At 66.5% G+C, this 16,992-nt stretch carries 19 protein-coding genes; 14 read left to right on the forward strand and 5 right to left on the reverse strand.

What is annotated here, in order from left to right; translation table 11 throughout:
• Nucleotides 1-16: 16 nt before the first annotated feature.
• Nucleotides 17-676, reverse strand: a complete 660-nt coding sequence (locus BXU08_RS02155) for a Crp/Fnr family transcriptional regulator (RefSeq protein WP_077508370.1) — start codon at nucleotides 674-676, stop codon at nucleotides 17-19.
• 126 nt (nucleotides 677-802) lie between these two features.
• Here BXU08_RS02155 and BXU08_RS02160 point away from each other — a divergent pair, with 126 nt between their 5' ends.
• The 9 genes from BXU08_RS02160 to ccoS are packed head-to-tail and all read left to right on the forward strand — an operon-like array spanning nucleotide 803 to nucleotide 8,836.
• Nucleotides 803-1,102, forward strand: a complete 300-nt coding sequence (locus tag BXU08_RS02160) for a hypothetical protein (RefSeq protein WP_077508373.1) — start codon at nucleotides 803-805, stop codon at nucleotides 1,100-1,102.
• 36 nt (nucleotides 1,103-1,138) lie between these two features.
• Nucleotides 1,139-2,791 carry a cytochrome-c oxidase, cbb3-type subunit I gene (gene ccoN, locus BXU08_RS02165; RefSeq protein ID WP_077508376.1) on the forward strand — a complete coding sequence of 551 codons (1,653 nt, stop codon included), beginning with the start codon at nucleotides 1,139-1,141 and terminating at the stop codon, nucleotides 2,789-2,791.
• 11 nt (nucleotides 2,792-2,802) lie between these two features.
• The gene (gene ccoO / locus BXU08_RS02170; RefSeq protein WP_077508379.1) at nucleotides 2,803-3,534 is read left to right on the forward strand and encodes a cytochrome-c oxidase, cbb3-type subunit II; all 732 of its coding nucleotides are present in this window, start codon (nucleotides 2,803-2,805) and stop codon (nucleotides 3,532-3,534) included.
• Nucleotides 3,531-3,692, forward strand: a complete 162-nt coding sequence (locus tag BXU08_RS02175) for a cbb3-type cytochrome c oxidase subunit 3 (protein WP_077508382.1) — start codon at nucleotides 3,531-3,533, stop codon at nucleotides 3,690-3,692. The genes ccoO and BXU08_RS02175 overlap by 4 nt, the downstream gene beginning before the upstream one ends.
• A complete protein-coding gene (gene ccoP, locus BXU08_RS02180; RefSeq protein ID WP_077508385.1) occupies nucleotides 3,685-4,623 on the forward strand; it encodes a cytochrome-c oxidase, cbb3-type subunit III in 939 nt (312 codons plus the stop codon). The genes BXU08_RS02175 and ccoP overlap by 8 nt, the downstream gene beginning before the upstream one ends.
• On the forward strand, nucleotides 4,610-6,157 hold the full coding sequence (locus BXU08_RS02185; protein ID WP_077508387.1) for a cytochrome c oxidase accessory protein CcoG: 1,548 nt from the start codon (nucleotides 4,610-4,612) through the stop codon (nucleotides 6,155-6,157). Before ccoP ends, BXU08_RS02185 begins: the two co-directional genes overlap by 14 nt.
• Nucleotides 6,154-6,594, forward strand: a complete 441-nt coding sequence (locus BXU08_RS02190) for a FixH family protein (RefSeq protein ID WP_077508389.1) — start codon at nucleotides 6,154-6,156, stop codon at nucleotides 6,592-6,594. Before BXU08_RS02185 ends, BXU08_RS02190 begins: the two co-directional genes overlap by 4 nt.
• Nucleotides 6,591-8,693: a heavy metal translocating P-type ATPase gene (locus BXU08_RS02195; protein ID WP_077508391.1), complete on the forward strand. Its 2,103-nt coding sequence runs from the start codon at nucleotides 6,591-6,593 to the stop codon at nucleotides 8,691-8,693. Before BXU08_RS02190 ends, BXU08_RS02195 begins: the two co-directional genes overlap by 4 nt.
• Nucleotides 8,690-8,836: a cbb3-type cytochrome oxidase assembly protein CcoS gene (gene ccoS / locus BXU08_RS02200; protein ID WP_077508393.1), complete on the forward strand. Its 147-nt coding sequence runs from the start codon at nucleotides 8,690-8,692 to the stop codon at nucleotides 8,834-8,836. Before BXU08_RS02195 ends, ccoS begins: the two co-directional genes overlap by 4 nt.
• A gap of 249 nt (nucleotides 8,837-9,085) precedes the next feature.
• Here ccoS and BXU08_RS02205 read toward each other — a convergent pair whose 3' ends face one another.
• Both BXU08_RS02205 and BXU08_RS02210 read right to left on the reverse strand, forming a co-directional pair.
• A complete protein-coding gene (locus BXU08_RS02205) occupies nucleotides 9,086-9,349 on the reverse strand; it encodes a hypothetical protein (protein ID WP_077508395.1) in 264 nt (87 codons plus the stop codon).
• 310 nt (nucleotides 9,350-9,659) lie between these two features.
• A complete protein-coding gene (locus BXU08_RS02210) occupies nucleotides 9,660-10,340 on the reverse strand; it encodes an OmpW family protein (protein WP_077508397.1) in 681 nt (226 codons plus the stop codon).
• 123 nt (nucleotides 10,341-10,463) lie between these two features.
• Between BXU08_RS02210 and hemN the strand changes: the two genes are divergently transcribed.
• The 5 genes from hemN (at nucleotide 10,464) to BXU08_RS02230 (ending at nucleotide 15,599) form a co-directional block, all read left to right on the forward strand.
• A complete protein-coding gene (hemN, locus tag BXU08_RS02215) occupies nucleotides 10,464-11,783 on the forward strand; it encodes an oxygen-independent coproporphyrinogen III oxidase (protein ID WP_077511910.1) in 1,320 nt (439 codons plus the stop codon).
• A gap of 67 nt (nucleotides 11,784-11,850) precedes the next feature.
• On the forward strand, nucleotides 11,851-12,561 hold the full coding sequence (locus tag BXU08_RS02220) for a Crp/Fnr family transcriptional regulator (RefSeq protein WP_077508398.1): 711 nt from the start codon (nucleotides 11,851-11,853) through the stop codon (nucleotides 12,559-12,561).
• Nucleotides 12,562-12,797: 236 nt separating this feature from the next.
• Complete coding sequence (locus BXU08_RS20255) at nucleotides 12,798-13,754, forward strand: TonB-dependent receptor plug domain-containing protein (RefSeq protein ID WP_253190472.1); 957 nt, start codon at nucleotides 12,798-12,800, stop codon at nucleotides 13,752-13,754.
• 4 nt (nucleotides 13,755-13,758) lie between these two features.
• Nucleotides 13,759-14,829: a TonB-dependent receptor gene (locus BXU08_RS20260; RefSeq protein WP_253190567.1), complete on the forward strand. Its 1,071-nt coding sequence runs from the start codon at nucleotides 13,759-13,761 to the stop codon at nucleotides 14,827-14,829.
• Between the two features lie 146 nt (nucleotides 14,830-14,975).
• A complete protein-coding gene (locus BXU08_RS02230) occupies nucleotides 14,976-15,599 on the forward strand; it encodes a hypothetical protein (RefSeq protein WP_216352894.1) in 624 nt (207 codons plus the stop codon).
• Nucleotides 15,600-15,609: 10 nt separating this feature from the next.
• On the opposite strand, the gene BXU08_RS02235 is transcribed toward BXU08_RS02230, so the two are convergent.
• Both BXU08_RS02235 and BXU08_RS02240 read right to left on the reverse strand, forming a co-directional pair.
• Nucleotides 15,610-15,912, reverse strand: coding sequence for a UBP-type zinc finger domain-containing protein (locus BXU08_RS02235; protein WP_077508402.1), 303 nt, complete (start codon nucleotides 15,910-15,912; stop codon nucleotides 15,610-15,612).
• A gap of 57 nt (nucleotides 15,913-15,969) precedes the next feature.
• Complete coding sequence (locus BXU08_RS02240; RefSeq protein WP_077508405.1) at nucleotides 15,970-16,806, reverse strand: alpha/beta fold hydrolase; 837 nt, start codon at nucleotides 16,804-16,806, stop codon at nucleotides 15,970-15,972.
• Nucleotides 16,807-16,992 lie beyond the last annotated feature (186 nt).

Here is a 16,992-nt window from a genome sequence, read left to right on the forward strand (position 1 = left end):
AGGCGGAATCTCGAACCTACTCCGTCACACTCACCCCGGCCCGATCCCCCAGTGCGCGTCCTTCGATCAGCGTAATCCGCCGCCGTGCCGCATCGATCACGCCTTCGGTCTCCCAGCGGCTGACGATCCGGCTCACCGTGTGCAGCGTCGTCGCGGTGAGTTCGGCGAGTTCCTGCCGCGAGATATCGACCGACCGCGTGTCATTGTCGGTGAGGCGCAGCACGGCGCGTGCCAGGCGCTGCTCGACCGGCTGGGTCGATACTTCGTGCAGCCGCTGGAGCATCTCCTCGTTGCGCAGCGAGATGAAGCGCATCGTGTTGGTCGCCAGGCTCGGATGATCGAACAGCATCGATAGCGCGCGCTCGGCCGGCCAGCCCAATGTCCTGACCGGCGTCACCGCGGACGCGGTGGCCGGGTAGGGGGTCCGCTGCACCACTGCGGCGACCCCGGGCAGATCGCCCGGACCCAGCAGGTGCACCGTCATCGCCGATCCCCGCGGCGAGGTCCGCCACACGCGCACCTGGCCTTCGACGATGACCAGCAGTTGCGACGCCGGATCCTCCTCGTGGAACAGCGCCTCACCGGCGGCGTGGCTGCGGCGGGCACCGCTTTCCAGGAGCCGGGTCAGCAGCTCCGGCGGCAGTCCCTCGAAGAAGAGGCCGGTTGGCGATGTCATCCCCCTTCATCGCGCGTCGCAAACGCGGCTTCTTTGACCGCGGACAAATTCAGCGCGATCGCGAAGTGCGATGGGCAGTGCGACCTGGCCGGGCAATCTCGTGCGGCCTGCAGCGCGGGATGACCCATGCCGATCGGCGGCTTCGCAGCGATCTTCGCACTATTGATCATGGCCACCTTGGCGTCGGGCTATTGGCTGCTCCTGCGCGCCAACGCAGTCGCACGCGAGGCCGACACGCCCGATAATGACGTGGTGCCGGGGCGGACGCGTCCGCCCGCGCGGCGGACCTCGCGCACCGGCCTGTGGGTAGCGGGCGCGGTCTTCGGCCTGTCGTGCGCCGGCCTCGGCACCTTCCTCGCGCTCTACGTCAGCGGGACGATCACATCCGGCTGGACCGCGAACGATCCCACGGTCCAGCGGCCATGACTGCGCATCTCTCTTCTTCTTTGGGGCATTTGATCCATGGATAACGCCGTCACCGGCGCCGGGGGCTGGTTGCTGCTCGGCATCGTCGCGCTCGTCGCGGCAGCAGCAACCGCTGATGCCGGCTTTGCCATACATATGAGCATCTTCGCGCTGGCGGCGGTTGCCGCGGGGTTCATCTCGATGCGTGCGGTGAGCCGCGACACGGTGACGGGCAGCGCTGCAAAGTTCGCCATGGCCTCGCGCTATGACGACGACGTGATCCGTTGGGGCGTGATCGCCACGGTGTTCTGGGGGATCGTCGGCTTCCTGGTCGGCGTGGTGATCGCTTCGCAGCTGACCTTTCCCGGGCTCAACCTGGGCGAATATCTCAATTTCGGGCGCATCCGGCCGCTGCACACCTCCGCGGTGATCTTCGCCTTCGGCGGCAACGCACTGATCTGCACCAGCTTCTACATCGTCCAGCGGACCTGCCGCGTACGGCTCGCCTTTCCCGGCCTCGCCAAGTTCGTGTTCTGGGGATACCAGCTGTTCATCGTGCTGGCGGCGACCGGCTATGTCCTCGGCATCACCCAGTCAAAGGAATATGCCGAGCCCGAATGGTATATCGACCTGTGGCTGACCGTGGTCTGGGTCGCCTACCTCATCGTTTTCGTCGCCACGATCGTGCGCCGCGCCGAGCCGCACATCTATGTCGCCAACTGGTTCTTCCTCGCCTTCATCCTGACGATCGCGATGCTGCACATCGTCAACAACCTGGCGATCCCGGTCTCGCTGCTCAGCTCGCGTTCCTACTCGGCCTTCTCCGGCGTGCAGGATGCGCTGACTCAATGGTGGTACGGCCACAACGCCGTCGGCTTCTTCCTCACCGCCGGCTTCCTGGCGATGATGTATTACTTCGTGCCCAAGCAGGCAGAGCGGCCGATCTACAGCTACCGGCTGTCGATCCTCCACTTCTGGTCGCTGATCTTCCTCTACATCTGGGCCGGTCCGCACCACCTCCACTACACCGCGCTGCCCGATTGGGCGCAGACGCTGGGCATGGTGTTCTCGGTGATGCTGTGGATGCCGAGCTGGGGCGGCATGATCAACGGGCTGATGACGCTCAACGGCGCGTGGGACAAGATCCGCACCGATCCGATCATCCGCATGATGGTGTTCGCGCTCGCCTTCTACGGCATGGCGACCTTCGAAGGCCCGATGATGTCGATCAAGAGCGTCAATTCGCTCAGCCACTATACCGAGTGGACCGTCGGCCACGTCCATAGCGGCGCGCTCGGCTGGAACGGGATGATCACCTTCGGCGCGCTTTACTACATGGCGCCGCGCCTCTGGGGCCGCGAGCGGCTCTATTCGCTGCGCATGGTCAACTGGCACTTCTGGCTCGCGACGCTGGGGATCGTCCTCTACGCCTCGGCCTTGTGGGTGGCCGGGATCACCCAGGGGCTGATGTGGCGCGAGTACGGCGAGGACGGCTACCTCGTCTACGCCTTCGCCGAAGTCGTCGCCGCGATGCAGCCCTATTACCTCATCCGGGTGCTCGGCGGGCTATTCTACCTCGCCGGTGCGCTCATCATGGCCTGGAACATCTGGATGACCATCCGCGGCAAGCTCCGCGCCGAGGCCCCGATGTCCACCGCTCCCTACGACCCCGCAAAGGACCGCCCGCTCGTGCCGGCCGCGGCGGAATAAGGAATTCCGAAATGGCTTCGCTCATCGATCACAAGAAGATCGAACGCAACGTCACCCTGCTCGGCGCGCTCGCGCTGGTCACCGTGGCGATCGGCGGGATCGTCGAGATCGCGCCCTTGTTCTGGATCGACTCGACCATCGAGAAGGTGGAGGGCATGCGGCCCTACACCCCGCTCGAGCAGACCGGCCGCGACATCTATGTCCGCGAGGGCTGCTATAACTGCCACAGCCAGATGATCCGTCCGTTCCGCGACGAGGTCGAGCGCTACGGGCATTACAGCCTCGCTGCCGAGAGCATGTACGATCACCCCTTCCAATGGGGATCGAAGCGTACCGGCCCCGATCTGGCGCGCGTCGGCGGGCGCTATTCGGACGAATGGCATGTCCAGCACCTCAAGGAACCGCGCTCGGTGGTCGGCGAATCGATCATGCCGGCTTATGGCTTCCTCGCCAAACGCGAGCTCGATACGCGCGACGCCGCCCAGCGCCTCACGGCGCTCTCCCGCGTCGGCGTGCCCTACAGCAAGGCCGATATCGAGAACGCGGCGAAGGACATGCTCGACCAGGCGACCCCCGGCGCCGACACAGCAGACCTCGCCAGCCGCTATCCCAAGGCACAGTCGCGCGACTTTGACGGCGATCCCAACCGCGCGACCGAGATGGATGCGCTGGTCGCCTATCTCCAGATGCTCGGCACCCTGGTCGATCACCGCGCCGCGGCGCCGCAGGAGAAGCCGCGATGACCTACGAAACCCTGCGGCACTTCGCCGACAGCTGGGGGCTCGTCTTCATGACGGTGACCTTCCTGACCCTGACCGGCTGGGCCTTCCGCCGCGGCGCGCGCGCGCATCACGACGCCGCCGCCCGCATGATCTTCGACGAGGAGCGCATCGATGGCTGAGCAGCGCGTCGACGAAAAGACCGGCACCCGCACGGTCGGCCACGAATGGGACGGCATCGAGGAACTCGACACCCCGATGCCGCGCTGGTGGCTCTATACCTTCTACGCCACCATCATCTTCGCGCTGGGCTATGTCGTCGCCTATCCGGCCTGGCCGCTGGTGCACGACGCCACCCGCGGCGTGCTCGGCTGGTCGAGCCGCGGCGAATACGCCAGGGAAGTCGCCGCCGAGGGCGTCCGGCGCAGCGCGGTGCGCGAGGAACTGGCCCGCATCCCGATCGAGCGGCTGCCCGAGAATTCGAAGCTGTTCGAGGCCGCGGTCGCCGGCGGCGCCTCGGCGTTCAAGGTGCACTGCGTCCAGTGCCACGGCTCGGGCGCGGCGGGATCGAAGGGCTATCCCAACCTCAACGACGATGACTGGCTGTGGGGCGGCGATCTCAAGATGCTCGTCGCGACGATCACCAACGGCATCCGCCAGCCCGGCAACGACGCGACGCACGTCTCGATGATGCCCGCCTTCGGCCGCGACCAGCTGCTCAAGTCCGACGAAATCGAAGACGTCGCCAGCTATGTCCGCATCGTATCGGGCCAGGAGAAGCCCAGCGCTTCTGCACAACGCGGTGCGGCCCTGTTCGCTACCAATTGCGCGGTCTGCCACGGCGCCAACGCCAAGGGCAGCCGCGAGCTCGGCGCGCCGAACCTTACCGACAAGATCTGGCTCTATGGCGGCGACCGTGAATCGCTCGTCCAGACGATCACCAATTCGCGCGGGGGGGTAATGCCCGCCTGGGGGACGCGCCTCGATCCGGTGACGATCAAGATGCTCGCCGCCTATGTCCATTCGCTCGGCGGCGGCGAGGCGATCGTGCCCCAGCCGTCTCCGAGCCCCACGGAGGCGGCTCCGGCCCCGTCAGCCAATGGCAAGCCCTGAAGACCTGATCGCCCCCAAGCCGCCGCAGCTTTTCGAAGCGCGGCGGAAGATCTTCCCCAAGGCGGTTCGCGGTTCGTATCGCAACCTCAAATGGGCGATCATGGCGGTGACGCTCGCGATCTATTACATCACGCCTTGGCTGCGCTGGGACCGGGGTCCCTATGCCCCGGACCAGGCGGTGCTGGTCGACATCGCCAATCGCCGCTTCTTCATGTTTGCGATCGAGATCTGGCCGCACGAATTCTACTACGTCGCCGGGCTGCTGATCATGGCGGCGATCGGGCTGTTCCTCGTCACCTCGTCGGTCGGGCGCGCGTGGTGCGGCTATGCCTGTCCGCAGACGGTGTGGACCGACCTGTTCCTCCACGTCGAGCGCCTGATCGACGGCGACCGCAACGCTCAGATCCGCTTGCAAAAGGCGCCGCTGGGTCCGTCCAAGATCGCCAAACGCGTCACCAAGCACGCCATCTGGCTGGCGATTGCGCTGCTCACCGGCGGCGCCTGGGTCTTCTACTTCGCCGACGCGCCTACCCTGGCGCGCTACATCGTCATCGGGCAGGGTCCGACCGTGGCCTACGCCACGATCGCGCTGCTCACGGCGACCACCTATGTGCTCGGCGGGCTGATGCGCGAGCAGTTCTGCATCTATGCCTGTCCGTGGCCGCGCATCCAGGGCGCGATGCTCGACGAGAAGTCGCTGCTCGTCACCTACAAATACTGGCGCGGCGAACCCCGCACCCACGGCCTCAAGCGCGCCGCTCCCGCTGCCCGCCAACCCGAGACCGACAAGGGCGCAGCACCAATGCCCGGCGTTCCGTCGCTGGTCGCGCTTGCCGCCAATCCCGAGCTCGCCCCGAAGATCGGCGACTGCATCGATTGCAACGCGTGCGTCGCGGTCTGCCCCACCGGCATCGATATCCGCGAGGGCGCCCAGATCGGCTGCATCACCTGTGGCCTGTGCATCGACGCGTGCGACGAAGTCATGGACCGGCTCGATCGCCCCCGCCGGCTGATCGGCTATTCGACCATCGCCGACGAGCAGGCAGCGGGCGAGGGCAGGGCGCCCGAGCATCCGATGAAGCGGCTCTTCCGCCCCCGCGCGATCGCCTATTTCCTGATCTGGGCCTCGATCGGCCTCGCGATGCTGTTCGCGCTCGGCACGCGCAGCCGGCTCGATCTCTCGGTCAGCCAGAACCGCAACCCGGTCTATGTCCGCCTCTCCGACGGCAGCATTCGCAACACTTTCACGCTCAAGGTCCGCAACATGCAGAGCCGCCCGCGCGAAGTGGAAGTGTCGATCGAGGGGCTCCCGGGCGGTGCGCTATGGTCCGAGGGCGGTGCGCGCGAAGGCGCGGCCAACAGCCTCCGCCTCAGCGTCCCCGCCGACAAGGTCACCAAGCTTCGCCTGTTCGTCGCGGCGCCCAGCGACGGCCCGCCGCGCAGCGACCTGACCTTCCGCGTCCGCGCGCTCGATGCCGAGGGCGGCGAGGACACGCACCAGATCCATTTCGAACGCCCGGAGACCGGCCGATGACCAGGAACTTCACCGGCTGGCACATGTTCGCGATCCTCTTCGCCATGTTCGGCACGATCGTCGCAGTAAACTTCGTGATGGCGCGCGCGGCGATCCGCACCTTTGGCGGCACCGTGGTCGACAACAGCTATGTCGCAAGCCAGCACTATAATCGCTACCTCGCCGAGGCCCGCGCGCAGCGGGCCCTGGGCTGGACCGCAACCGCGAGCCTCGACGCGCAGCGCCACGTAGTGCTCGCCACCAACGTCCCGGCAGGCACCGCCGCATCGGCGACGATCCACCACCCACTCGGCCGGGCCCCCGATCAGGCGCTGGCCTTCACACGCCGGGGTGCCGGCTTCGTCTCGACAACCCCGCTTCCCGCCGGCCGCTGGCAGCTGCGTATCGAGTTGCGCGACGGGGCGCACAGCGCACGCTTCGAGGACGCGCTCAAATGAACGCGGTCACCACGCTGAGCGTCCCGGGCATCCACTGCGCGGGCTGCATCTCGAAGATCGAGCGCGAGCTCGGGCGCGCCGAGGGGGTGATCGAGGCGCGCGTCAACTTCACCTCGAAGCGCGTCCGCGTCTCGCATGTCGAGGGCATCGAGGCCGAGGCGCTGCGCCACGAACTCGAACGCATCGGCTTCGTCGCGCACCCGTTCCTCGGCGACGTCGAGGGCGAGGCCAATCGCGAGAGCCGCGATCTGGTCAAATGCCTCGCGGTCGCAGGCTTCGCGTCGATGAACGTGATGCTGCTCTCGGTCTCGGTATGGTCGGGGGCCGAGGGCGCGACGCGGCAGCTCTTCCACTGGCTCTCGGCACTCATCGCCTTCCCCACGATCGCCTATGCCGGCCGGCCCTTCTTCCGCAGCGCATGGGGCGCACTTCGCCACGGCCGCACCAACATGGACGTGCCGATCGCGATCGGGGTGGCGGTGATCTGCGTGTCGAGCCTCTACGAAGTCCTCACCTGGGGGCCGCACGCCTATTTCGACGGCGCGGTGATGCTGCTGTTCTTCCTGCTCGCCGGCCGCGTGCTCGACAGCGTGATGCGCGCTCGGGCGCAGGATGGCGTCGCGGCGCTACTTCGCCAGACGCCTCCGGGCGGGTTCGTCCTCGGCCCCGAGCGCAGCCGCCGCTGGCGCGCCGCCGAGGAACTGGCGCCCGGCATGCGCCTGCTCGTCGCCGCGGGCGAGCGGCTGGCGGCCGACGGCATCGTCGAGGTCGGCACGAGCAGCGTAGATCGCTCGCTCGTCACCGGCGAGAGCATCCCCGACAAGGTAACGGTAGGCAGTGCGGTGCTCGCCGGCACGATCAACTTGGATGCGCCGCTGACGGTCAAGGTCACCGCCGCGGGCGAGAACACCGCGATCGCCGACATCGCGCGGCTGATGGAAGCCGCGGGCGGCACCAAGTCGCGCTACCTCCGCATCGCCGATCGCGCGGCGCGCATCTATGCGCCCGCGGTCCACACCCTCGCCGCCGCGACCTTCGCCTTCTGGCTGCTCACCGGCGCCGGCGTCCACCAGGCCGTGACGATCGCGGTGGCAGTGCTGATCATCACCTGCCCGTGCGCGCTCGGGCTCGCTGTCCCGGTGGCGCAGGTCGTCGCCTCGGGTGCGCTGATGCGCCGCGGGATCCTCATCAAGGACGGCTCGGCGCTCGAGCGGCTCGCCGAGGCCGACACGGTGCTGTTCGACAAGACCGGCACGCTCACCTGCGGCCGTCCCGAACTGGTCGGCGCGCTGCCGCTGTCGACCGAGGAACGCGCCGTCGCGCTGGCGCTCGCCTCGGCCAGCCGCCACCCGCTCGCCGCCGCGCTCGCCCGTCAGATCGATCACGCCGGGATCACATCGGCCGAGGTGATCGACATCCGCGAAGTCGCGGGGCAGGGTGTCGAGGGCTTCTATCAGGGCTGCCTCGCCCGGCTCGGCCGTCCCGACTGGGTCGGCGCGCAATCCCCCGGCGCGGCGATGGCAACGGCGTTCGCGCTGGGAGGCGACGTCCATGTCCTCCACTTCAGCGACGCACTCCGGCCCGACGCCCGCGCCGCGGTCGATCGGCTGCGAAGCCTTGGCTTGCCCGCGCGCATCCTCTCGGGTGACCGCCCCGAAGTCGTCGCCACGGTTGCTGGACAGCTCGGCATCGAGGGCGACGCCAACCTCAGCCCCCAGGGCAAGTTCGGGCGGATCGAAGGGATGGCCGGGCAGGGCCGGAAAGTGCTGATGGTCGGCGACGGCCTCAACGACGGCCCCGCGCTCAAGGCCGCGCACGTCTCGATCGCGCCCGCCTCGGCAAGCGATGTCGGCCAGACCGCCGCCGACCTGCTCTTCCTCGGCGACGACCTGTCGGCGATCCCCGTCGCGGTCGCCGCAGCGCGCCGCACCTTGCGCGTCGTCCGGCAGAACTTCACCCTGGCGATCGGCTACAATGTCCTCGCCGTGCCGCTGGCGATGGCGGGACAAGTCACGCCGCTGATCGCCGCGCTGGCGATGTCGGGGTCGTCGGTGATAGTGGTGGCCAACGCCCTGCGCCTTCGGAGTGCCACCCGATGAACGGTCTCGCCTTGCTCATCCCGATCGCGCTGTTCTTCGGCCTGATCGGCCTCGGCGCGTTCTTCTGGTCGGTCCGCGCCGGCCAGTATGACGATATCGACGGCGCGGCGATGCGCATCCTGCTCGACGACGAGGAGTCGTGATGCGCACGCGCATGGTGGTGGCAATGCTATATCCGCTGGGCCTGGTTGCCGGGCAGATCCCTGTGGCGGAAGCTAGCATCGGCCGGTGGTGCGGCTCCGGCCCCGCCACTCCGGCACGCGACGACCCGGACTCGCTGCCTTGCCACGCCATCCTGGGCTGCGAACGTAAAAGCGGGCGGCGGTAAGCGCCACGCCCCCCAATGCTCCTGCGAAAGCAGGAGCCCGGGGTAGCGAAGGGCTGCACGCCCTCTACGAATAATCGCGGACAGCCTCGGTGCCGTCCGCGAGGAACATCGCGTCCTCGTCCGTGTGGATCACGATCTGGGGATCATCCCCGTCGAACATATATTCGATGCGGAGCGGCGCGTCCGGCCCATCGGCCTCTGCGTCGTCCTCGTAAAGCAGCACCAGCTCTCGCCCCGGCGAAAGCCGGAAACGCGCGGTCGATAGCTCGAGGAAGAGAATCAGCGAGCGATCGCTCGAATTGCGGAAGACTTGTCTGCGCCGCGTCATATGACCTCCGAGGCGGTCCGATCGACTGTAGATGCCGTCTCGTCGATTGGCAGGCAAGCAGTCTCGGTTGCAATGTAGGATTTCGCGTGATTGCCTGCGCATTGGCTGGATCATCTCGGCCCGCTCTTTGAGACTGTTGGAAAATCCCGCCCCATCATCACGCCAGAAAGTTACGTGGGCACGCAACACTATTGCGCGTTCACCGTGAAAAACGTGAAAATAGGCGCCGGGAATCCAACTCCGGCGCCTGCTTATTGTTGGAAAGGATCGCGCCGCGGGCGAGTGGTCAAGCAGCGGCGCGCTCCAGGCTTCAGAGGCGGACGCCGAAACCCACTCCGAACACCAGCGGATCGATGTTCACCTTGACCGACTGGCGGCCTGCCGCGGTGGTGTCGAGCCGCGCCGTCGTGTCGATGTCGATATATTTGACGTCGAGGTTGAGGAAGAACTTCCTCGACAGGTCGATATCGATCCCCGCCTGCGCCGCCCAGCCGAAGCTGTCCTTCATACGGACCTTGGTCGGCCCCACTGCGCCGGTGAGTTCGCCCGATGCCTTCTCGTTCCAGAAGATCGTATAGTTGACGCCCGCGCCTACATAGGGCCGCACAGTGCCGCGCGGATTGAAGTGATATTGCGCGGTCAGCGTCGGCGGCAGCACCCAGGTCGAGGCGAGTTCGCCGATCGAACCGGTGGTGCCGGTGCGGCCGTCGGCCTTGTGCTTGGTTGTGGATGCGATCAGCTCGAATCCGATATTGTCGGTCGCCATGTACGTGATGTCGACTTCGGGCATCACGCTGTCGCTGATGCTGACCTTCTCGCCCGGAAAGGCCGGGAGGATATCGCCCGAACGCTCGTTAGGCGCCACCACGATTGCACGCGCACGCAGCAGCACGTCGCCGGCACGGATGCCGGTTTCGTCGTCCTGCGCCAGCGCCGGCGTCGCCAGCAGCGCGGCTCCGATCACGCCTGCGGTGAGAATATGTCGAACCATCGTCTTGCTCCTTGTTTCTGAGCAAGCGCCTAGGCCTGTGAGGCGCGGAAACCTTGATCGCGCGCAAACTTGAATTTGACGAAGGTCAAAGAGGCGTGCGCCGGGCTCGGCCACAGCGATCGCATGTGGAAATATCATCCCGCGCTGCTCGCGCGTCCGGTCCCGCGCTACACGAGCTACCCCACCGCCGCCGAGTTCGGCGACAGCGTCGACCATGCCGACATGGCCGCGGCGCTCGACGCGATCGGCGTGGACGAGCGCATCTCGCTCTATCTCCACATCCCCTATTGCCACGAGATCTGCTGGTATTGCGGGTGCAACACCGGTGCCGCCAACCGCACCAGCCGGCTCGCCGCCTATCTCGAGCGGCTCGACGAGGAGATCGACTTGCTGGTCGAGCGGCTGAGCGGCCGCGGACGGATCGGGCGGATCGCGTTCGGCGGTGGCAGCCCCAATGCGATTCCTACCACCGCCTTCGCGTCGTTGGTCGAGCGAGTGGTGACCCGGCTGCGCTGCGCGGATCCGGTGCTGTCGGTCGAGATCGATCCGCGCGGCTTCGACGCCGAATGGGCAGCGGTGCTCGAAGCCACCGGCACCACGCGAGTCAGTCTCGGCGTCCAGACTTTCGATCCGGCGATCCAGTCCCGGATCGGCCGGGTCCAGCCGGTCGAGGATATCGAGCGCACCGTCGCGTTGCTGCGCGGTGCCGGCGTCACCTCGATCAACTTCGACTTGATGTACGGCCTGCCGGGCCAGGACGAAGCGAGCCTGGCGGCCACGCTGGAGACGGCGCTGGCGATGGCGCCCGATCGCCTGGCGGTGTTCGGCTACGCCCATGTCCCGCACATAATTCCCCGCCAGCGCCGGATCGACGCCACGGCGCTGCCCGATGCCGCCGCCCGTTTCGCCCAGGCCGCGCAGGCGCACGGCGTCCTGACCGGCGCCGGCTATCGCGCAATCGGCTTCGATCATTTCGCCAGGCCCGGCGACGCCCTTGCGCAGGCCGCCGAAGCGGGGACGCTGCGCCGCAACTTCCAGGGCTTCACCGAGGATCAGGCCGAAATTCTGATAGGCTTGGGCGCCAGCTCGATCAGCGCGTTCCCCGATCGGCTGCTCCAGAACGAGAAGAACACCGGCCGGTACCACCTCGCCATCGGTGCCGGGCGCTTCGCCACGTCGCGCGGGCTGCTCCGCACTGCCGAAGACCGTGTCCGGGGCAGGGCCATCACGGCCACCCTCACTGCCGGCAGCGCGGATCTGTCCGACATCCCCGGTTTCGAGGAGGTTCGTGAGCGGCTGGCGCCGTTCGAAGCGGCGGGGCTGATCGGCTGGGCCGGCCGCCGTGTGACGCTGGGCGGGGACGCTTTGCCCTATGCCCGCGGCATCGCCTCCGCGCTCGATTGCTATCGTCAGCAAGGGCATCGCTTCAGTAGTGCGGTGTGAGCACCGGCCGCGCTGAATCGTTCGCAGATGCGAGACAAACCGCTGCCGCCTTCCTAAAGGGGAAGGCATGATTCACCAGGATATCTGCTCCGAATGCGCGGTCCGCGATCAGGCATTGTGCGGCAGCCTCAACGATGAGGAATTGATCGCGCTCAATCAGCTGGGTCAGCGCCGCCGCGTCGTCCGCGGCGAGAGCATCATCTGGGCGGGCGAGGACAGCGTGATCTGTGCCAACCTGCTGTCGGGCGTGCTCAAGCTGGTCGCTTCAACCTCGGACGGGCGCGAGCAGATCGTCGGGCTGCTGTATCCCGCCGATTTTGTCGGCCAGCCCTATGCAGGCGAAGCCGATTTCACGGTTACCGCGGTTACCGACGCCGAGCTCTGCATCTTCCCCCGCGCGCCGTTCGAGCGGGTGCTCGAGGATCATGGCCGGATGGAGAAGCTGCTGCTCCAGCGCACCCTCCAGGCGCTGCGCGACGCCCGCGCCCAGATGCTGACCCTCGCGCGCAAATCGGCCTCCGAAAAGGTCGCCGGCTTTGTCCGCGACATGGGCGCACGTGCCGGTTCGAACGCATGCCGCGCCACCCCAAACGGCCCGGTAACCTTCGATCTGCCGCTCACCCGCGGCCAGATCGCCGACGTGCTCGGGCTCACCATCGAGACGGTCAGCCGCCAGCTCACCCGGCTCAAGACCGCGGGCGTGATCCGTCTGTCGGGCACCCGCACCGTCACGATCCTCGACGCAGCGGCGCTCGACGCCAAGGCCGAAACGGCCTGAGCCGTCACGGGCGCCATTGGCATCATCCCCACGATGCCTGCGACCTTGCTGATTTCTCTGCTGGGTTGAATCCCTTTCCCGTTGGAATGTTCTGACCGGCCAAATCCCCTCAAATTCTCTGCTCATCGTTTCCTAGTTGCGTAATGATATACTGTAACCTAGCAGGCCCGCGTTCCGATAACGAAAGGGGTCCCTTGGTGACAAGCCGTCTTCATTTTCTTCATGCTGCGTCCGTCTTGGCGATCGCACCGGCCGTCGCGCATGCACAGGCTGGCGGCCATTCCGAGAACGAAATCGTGGTGACGGCAGCGCCGCTCGACCAGCGCGCCGACGAGACCGCGACACCGGTACTGACCTTGACCGGCGACGAACTGGTCCACCGCCGCGCCGCGACGCTCGGCGAGACGCTTGCCGGTCAGCCGGGCATCAATTTCGAGAATTTCGGCGGCGGTGCCAGCCGTCCGGTGATTCGCGGCCAGACCTCGCCGCGGGTCCAGGCGCTCAGCGACAGCGCCAATATCCAGGACGCATCGACTATCTCGCCCGATCACAATGTCACCGCCGAGCCGCTGCTGCTGCGCGGCATCGAAGTGCTGCGCGGCCCCGCGACCTTGCTCTACGGCAGCGGCGCGATCGGCGGTGCAGTCAATCTGCTCGACGAGAAGGTGCCTACCTTCGTGCCTGAAGGCGGCATTTCGGGCGCGTTCGAAGGGCGGATCGGCACGGCGGACGACGAGATGTCCGCGGTCGGCGGCGTCACTGCCGGAGTCGGCCAGTTCGCCCTGCGCGTCGAGGGGGTGCATCGCCGCTCGGACGATTACCGCGTCGGCGACGGTTTCGCGACGCGGCGCGTCGATGGCTCGTACAACGATACGTCGACCGTCAGCGTCGGCGGTTCGTGGGTCGGGCCGGATGGCTATATCGGTGCTGCCTATACCCGCCAGCGCAGCGAATATGGGCTGCCTGGCCACAGCCATCAGTATGAGAGCTGCCATCCACACGGGATCAGCCTGCACTGCGGCGCTCATGGTCATGACGAGGACGACCATGACCACGATCACGAGCATGAGCACGAGGAAGTGCCGTTCGTGAAGCTGCGCAGCGAGCGCTTCGATCCGCGGCGACTATCGCAATCCGCTTCCCGGCATCGAGAAGGCACGCCTGCGCCTGGCCTTTACCGATTACGAGCATGACGAAATCGAAGGCGACGAAGTCGCGACGACCTTCCGCAACAAGGCATATGACCTGCGCTTCGAACTGACGCACAAGCCGATCGGCGGGTTGCGCGGTGTCTTCGGGGTGCAGCATTCGCAGAGCGATTTCGAGGCGGTGGGCGAAGAGGCCTTTCTGATCGATACCAAGACCAAGAACACCGCAATCTTTCTAATGGAGACGCTGCCAGTTGGTCCGGTGCGGCTCGAACTAGCGGCGCGGCAGGAATGGCAGGACGTCACCCCGGCGACCGAACTCTATCCATCGGTGCGGCACGATCCGTTCTCGGCCTCGGCCGCGGCGGTGTGGGACGTGAACGACGACTATTCGGTGGCGCTGTCGCTCGCCCGCTCGCAGCGTGCGCCGAGCGTCCAGGAACTCTATGCCAATGGCGTCCATCTGGCGACCAACACCTATGAGATCGGGCTGATCACCGGCAATGCTCGGTTCGCCGAGAAGGCGTCGCTCGACGAGGAAACGTCGAAGTCGGTCAACCTGACGCTGCGCAAGACGCGCGGGCCGACGACCTTCACGATCGGCGCGTACCATCAGAACTTCGATAACTACCTCTACGCCCAGACGCTTGATCAATTCGAGGATTTCCGCCTGATCCGCTATGTCGGCGCAGGCGCGACCTTCACCGGGGTAGACGGCGAAGTGCGGCATCGCTTCACGCCGCAGTTCGCGGCATCGGTGTTCGGCGACTATGTCCGCGCAAAGTTCAAGGATGATCTCGGCAATCTGCCGCGCATCCCGGCGGGCCGGCTGGGCGCGCGGGCCGACGCTCATGTCGGCGGGTTCACTGCCGATGCCGAATATTACCATGTGTTCGAACAGGGCAAGATCGCTTCGTTCGAGACCCGCACGCCGAGCTATGACATGGTCAATGCGACGGTCGCCTATCGGCTCGACCTCGGCGCGCGGCGCAGCGCCGAGCTGTTCGTACGCGGCTCTAACCTGACCGATACGCTGGCGTTCAACCACGCATCGTTCATCAAGGATGCGTCGCCGCTGCGCGGTCGCAACGTGGTGTTCGGGTTGAGGACCAGCTTCTGAGCGGGCCGTCGAAGCCGCGACGCCAATCGGCGCTGTTCCGTCACATCGAGGATCTCCAGGGCGATCTGCCCTGGGGATCCTTCCTCGATGCGGGCACCGGCACCCATTCGATCCGCTGGGTTTCGGGGCTGACGACTGAACGCTGGGTGGCGGTGACAGGGGCGACCGGCCATGCGGTCCAGGTCCGCGATACGGTCGATCCGGTGCGGCGGCCGCGGGATCGGATTGTCGTCGCGAACTGGGCGGATCCCGCACTGTTGCACGGCGAGCGGTTCGATACCGTGTTGGCCGACTATCTGATCGGCGCAGTCGAGGGCTTCGCGCCCTATTTCCAGGGCGAGATGTTCGCGAGGCTGCGCGCGCTCACTGGGCGGCGCTTCTACCTTGTCGGGCTCGAGCCCTATGTCACCCACGAACCCGATAGCGAAGCCGGGCGGCTGGCCTGGGAAATCGGGCGGTATCGCGATGCATGCCTGCTGCTCGCTGGCGAGCGGCCCTATCGCGAATATCCGATGGACTGGGTGGTGGTGCGGATGGCGCAGGCGGGATTCCGCATCCTTGACGCGCAGCGCTTTCCAATTCGCTACAAGGCGCGGTTCGTGAACAGCCAGATCGATATGTGTGCCCAGCGGCTGGCGAAGCTTGAGGACCGCAGTTTGGCCGCGGCGCTAGCAGCGCAAGGCGAGGCGATCCGCGCGCGGGCGCTCGCATATGAAACGCGCGAAGGCGGGATACGGCACGGCTTCGACTATGTGATCGCCGCCGACTGAGCGGCCGCTCTCAATAATAGCGCGGGATGGGGCCGCGTTGCTGAGTCTGGTCGGGCAAGGCGATTTCGACTTCGTCGACATAGCACCAGCCCCAGCCTTCGGGCGGATCATAGCCTTCGATGATCGGATGGCGGGTGGCGTGGAAATGTGAGGAGGCGTGGCGATTCGGTGACTGGTCGCAGCATCCGACATGGCCACACGATCGGCACAGGCGGAGATGGAGCCAGGGACTGCCGATCTTGAGGCACTCCTCGCACCCGCGCGCGCTGGGCGTCACGTCATTGATCGTGGTGCTGTGGATGCACGATGTCATGCGACTTCCCTTACATGAAAACCCGGCGGCGAAGACTCGCCCCACCGCCGGTGGATATCAGCTTCGGATGAAGGCGAGCAGGTCCGCATTGATCACGTCGGCATGCGTGGTCAGCATGCCATGCGGATAGCCGGAATAGATCTTGAGCGCGCCGTTCTTGAGCAATTTGATCTGGAGCAGCGCGGCTTCGGCATAGGGCACGATCTGGTCGTCATCGCCCTGCATCACCAGCGTCGGCACGGTGATTGCCTTGAGATCCTCGGTCTGGTCGGTCTCCGAGAAAGCCTTGATGCCGGCATGATGCGCCAGTGCGCTGCCCATCATGCCCTGGCGCCACCAGTTGCGGATGACGCCTTCGGACACGGTCTCGCCGGGCCGGTTGAAGCCGTAGAACGGACCCGAAGCGAGATCGAGGAAGAAGGCCGCTCGGTTCTCCGCCAACGACTTGCGGAAGCCGTCGAACACTGAGAGCGGGATGCCGGCGGGGTGGCTTTCCGTCTGGAGCATCAGCGGCGGGACCGAGCTGACCAGCACCGCCTTGGCGACGCGGCCCTGGGGCTGGCCGAACTTCGCGACATAGCGCGCGACTTCGCCGCCGCCGGTCGAGTGGCCGATGTGCACGGCGTTCCTCAGGTCGAGATGCTCGGCGACCGCCGATGCGTCGGCGGCATAATGGTCCATGTCGTGGCCGGTATCGATCTGCGAAGAGCGGCCATGCCCGCGGCGGTCATGCGCGACGACGCGATACCCCTCGCCCAGGAAGAACAGCATCTGTGCGTCCCAGTCGTCCGACGAGAGCGGCCAGCCGTGGTGGAACACGATCGGCTGGGCATCCTTGGGGCCCCAGTCCTTGTAGAAGATTTCCGCGCCGTCCTGCGTGGTGATATACGCCATGATGTCCTCCGATTTCGGGACGGACGCGGCCCATGCCTCGTCCGATGCGACGAATATCGGAGTGCCGGGTGGCGGCGGGTATCATACGCAGGTTTGGGGGTGGGTATTGGCTCTCCTAAACCTGCGTATGATAGCCGCGCGCCGGCCGATCGGGGATCACACGTCATCGAACCGCACCCGCGGACA

Origin of the sequence: Sphingomonas sp. LM7 (assembly GCF_002002925.1) — a bacterium.
Taxonomy (GTDB): Bacteria; Pseudomonadota; Alphaproteobacteria; order Sphingomonadales; family Sphingomonadaceae; genus Sphingomonas.

Excerpts from the sequence above, each read along its gene's own strand:
- BXU08_RS02155 (WP_077508370.1), bottom strand. The coding sequence starts at position 676 with ATGACATCGCCAACCGGCCTCTTCTTCGAGGGACTGCCGCCGGAGCTG.
- BXU08_RS02160 (WP_077508373.1), top strand. The coding sequence starts at position 803 with ATGCCGATCGGCGGCTTCGCAGCGATCTTCGCACTATTGATCATGGCC.
- ccoN (WP_077508376.1), top strand. The coding sequence starts at position 1,139 with ATGGATAACGCCGTCACCGGCGCCGGGGGCTGGTTGCTGCTCGGCATC.
- ccoO (WP_077508379.1), top strand. The coding sequence starts at position 2,803 with ATGGCTTCGCTCATCGATCACAAGAAGATCGAACGCAACGTCACCCTG.
- BXU08_RS02175 (WP_077508382.1), top strand. The coding sequence starts at position 3,531 with ATGACCTACGAAACCCTGCGGCACTTCGCCGACAGCTGGGGGCTCGTC.
- ccoP (WP_077508385.1), top strand. The coding sequence starts at position 3,685 with ATGGCTGAGCAGCGCGTCGACGAAAAGACCGGCACCCGCACGGTCGGC.
- BXU08_RS02185 (WP_077508387.1), top strand. The coding sequence starts at position 4,610 with ATGGCAAGCCCTGAAGACCTGATCGCCCCCAAGCCGCCGCAGCTTTTC.
- BXU08_RS02190 (WP_077508389.1), top strand. The coding sequence starts at position 6,154 with ATGACCAGGAACTTCACCGGCTGGCACATGTTCGCGATCCTCTTCGCC.
- BXU08_RS02195 (WP_077508391.1), top strand. The coding sequence starts at position 6,591 with ATGAACGCGGTCACCACGCTGAGCGTCCCGGGCATCCACTGCGCGGGC.
- ccoS (WP_077508393.1), top strand. The coding sequence starts at position 8,690 with ATGAACGGTCTCGCCTTGCTCATCCCGATCGCGCTGTTCTTCGGCCTG.
- BXU08_RS02205 (WP_077508395.1), bottom strand. The coding sequence starts at position 9,349 with ATGACGCGGCGCAGACAAGTCTTCCGCAATTCGAGCGATCGCTCGCTG.
- BXU08_RS02210 (WP_077508397.1), bottom strand. The coding sequence starts at position 10,340 with ATGGTTCGACATATTCTCACCGCAGGCGTGATCGGAGCCGCGCTGCTG.
- hemN (WP_077511910.1), top strand. The coding sequence starts at position 10,464 with ATGTGGAAATATCATCCCGCGCTGCTCGCGCGTCCGGTCCCGCGCTAC.
- BXU08_RS02220 (WP_077508398.1), top strand. The coding sequence starts at position 11,851 with ATGATTCACCAGGATATCTGCTCCGAATGCGCGGTCCGCGATCAGGCA.
- BXU08_RS02235 (WP_077508402.1), bottom strand. The coding sequence starts at position 15,912 with ATGACATCGTGCATCCACAGCACCACGATCAATGACGTGACGCCCAGC.
- BXU08_RS02240 (WP_077508405.1), bottom strand. The coding sequence starts at position 16,806 with ATGGCGTATATCACCACGCAGGACGGCGCGGAAATCTTCTACAAGGAC.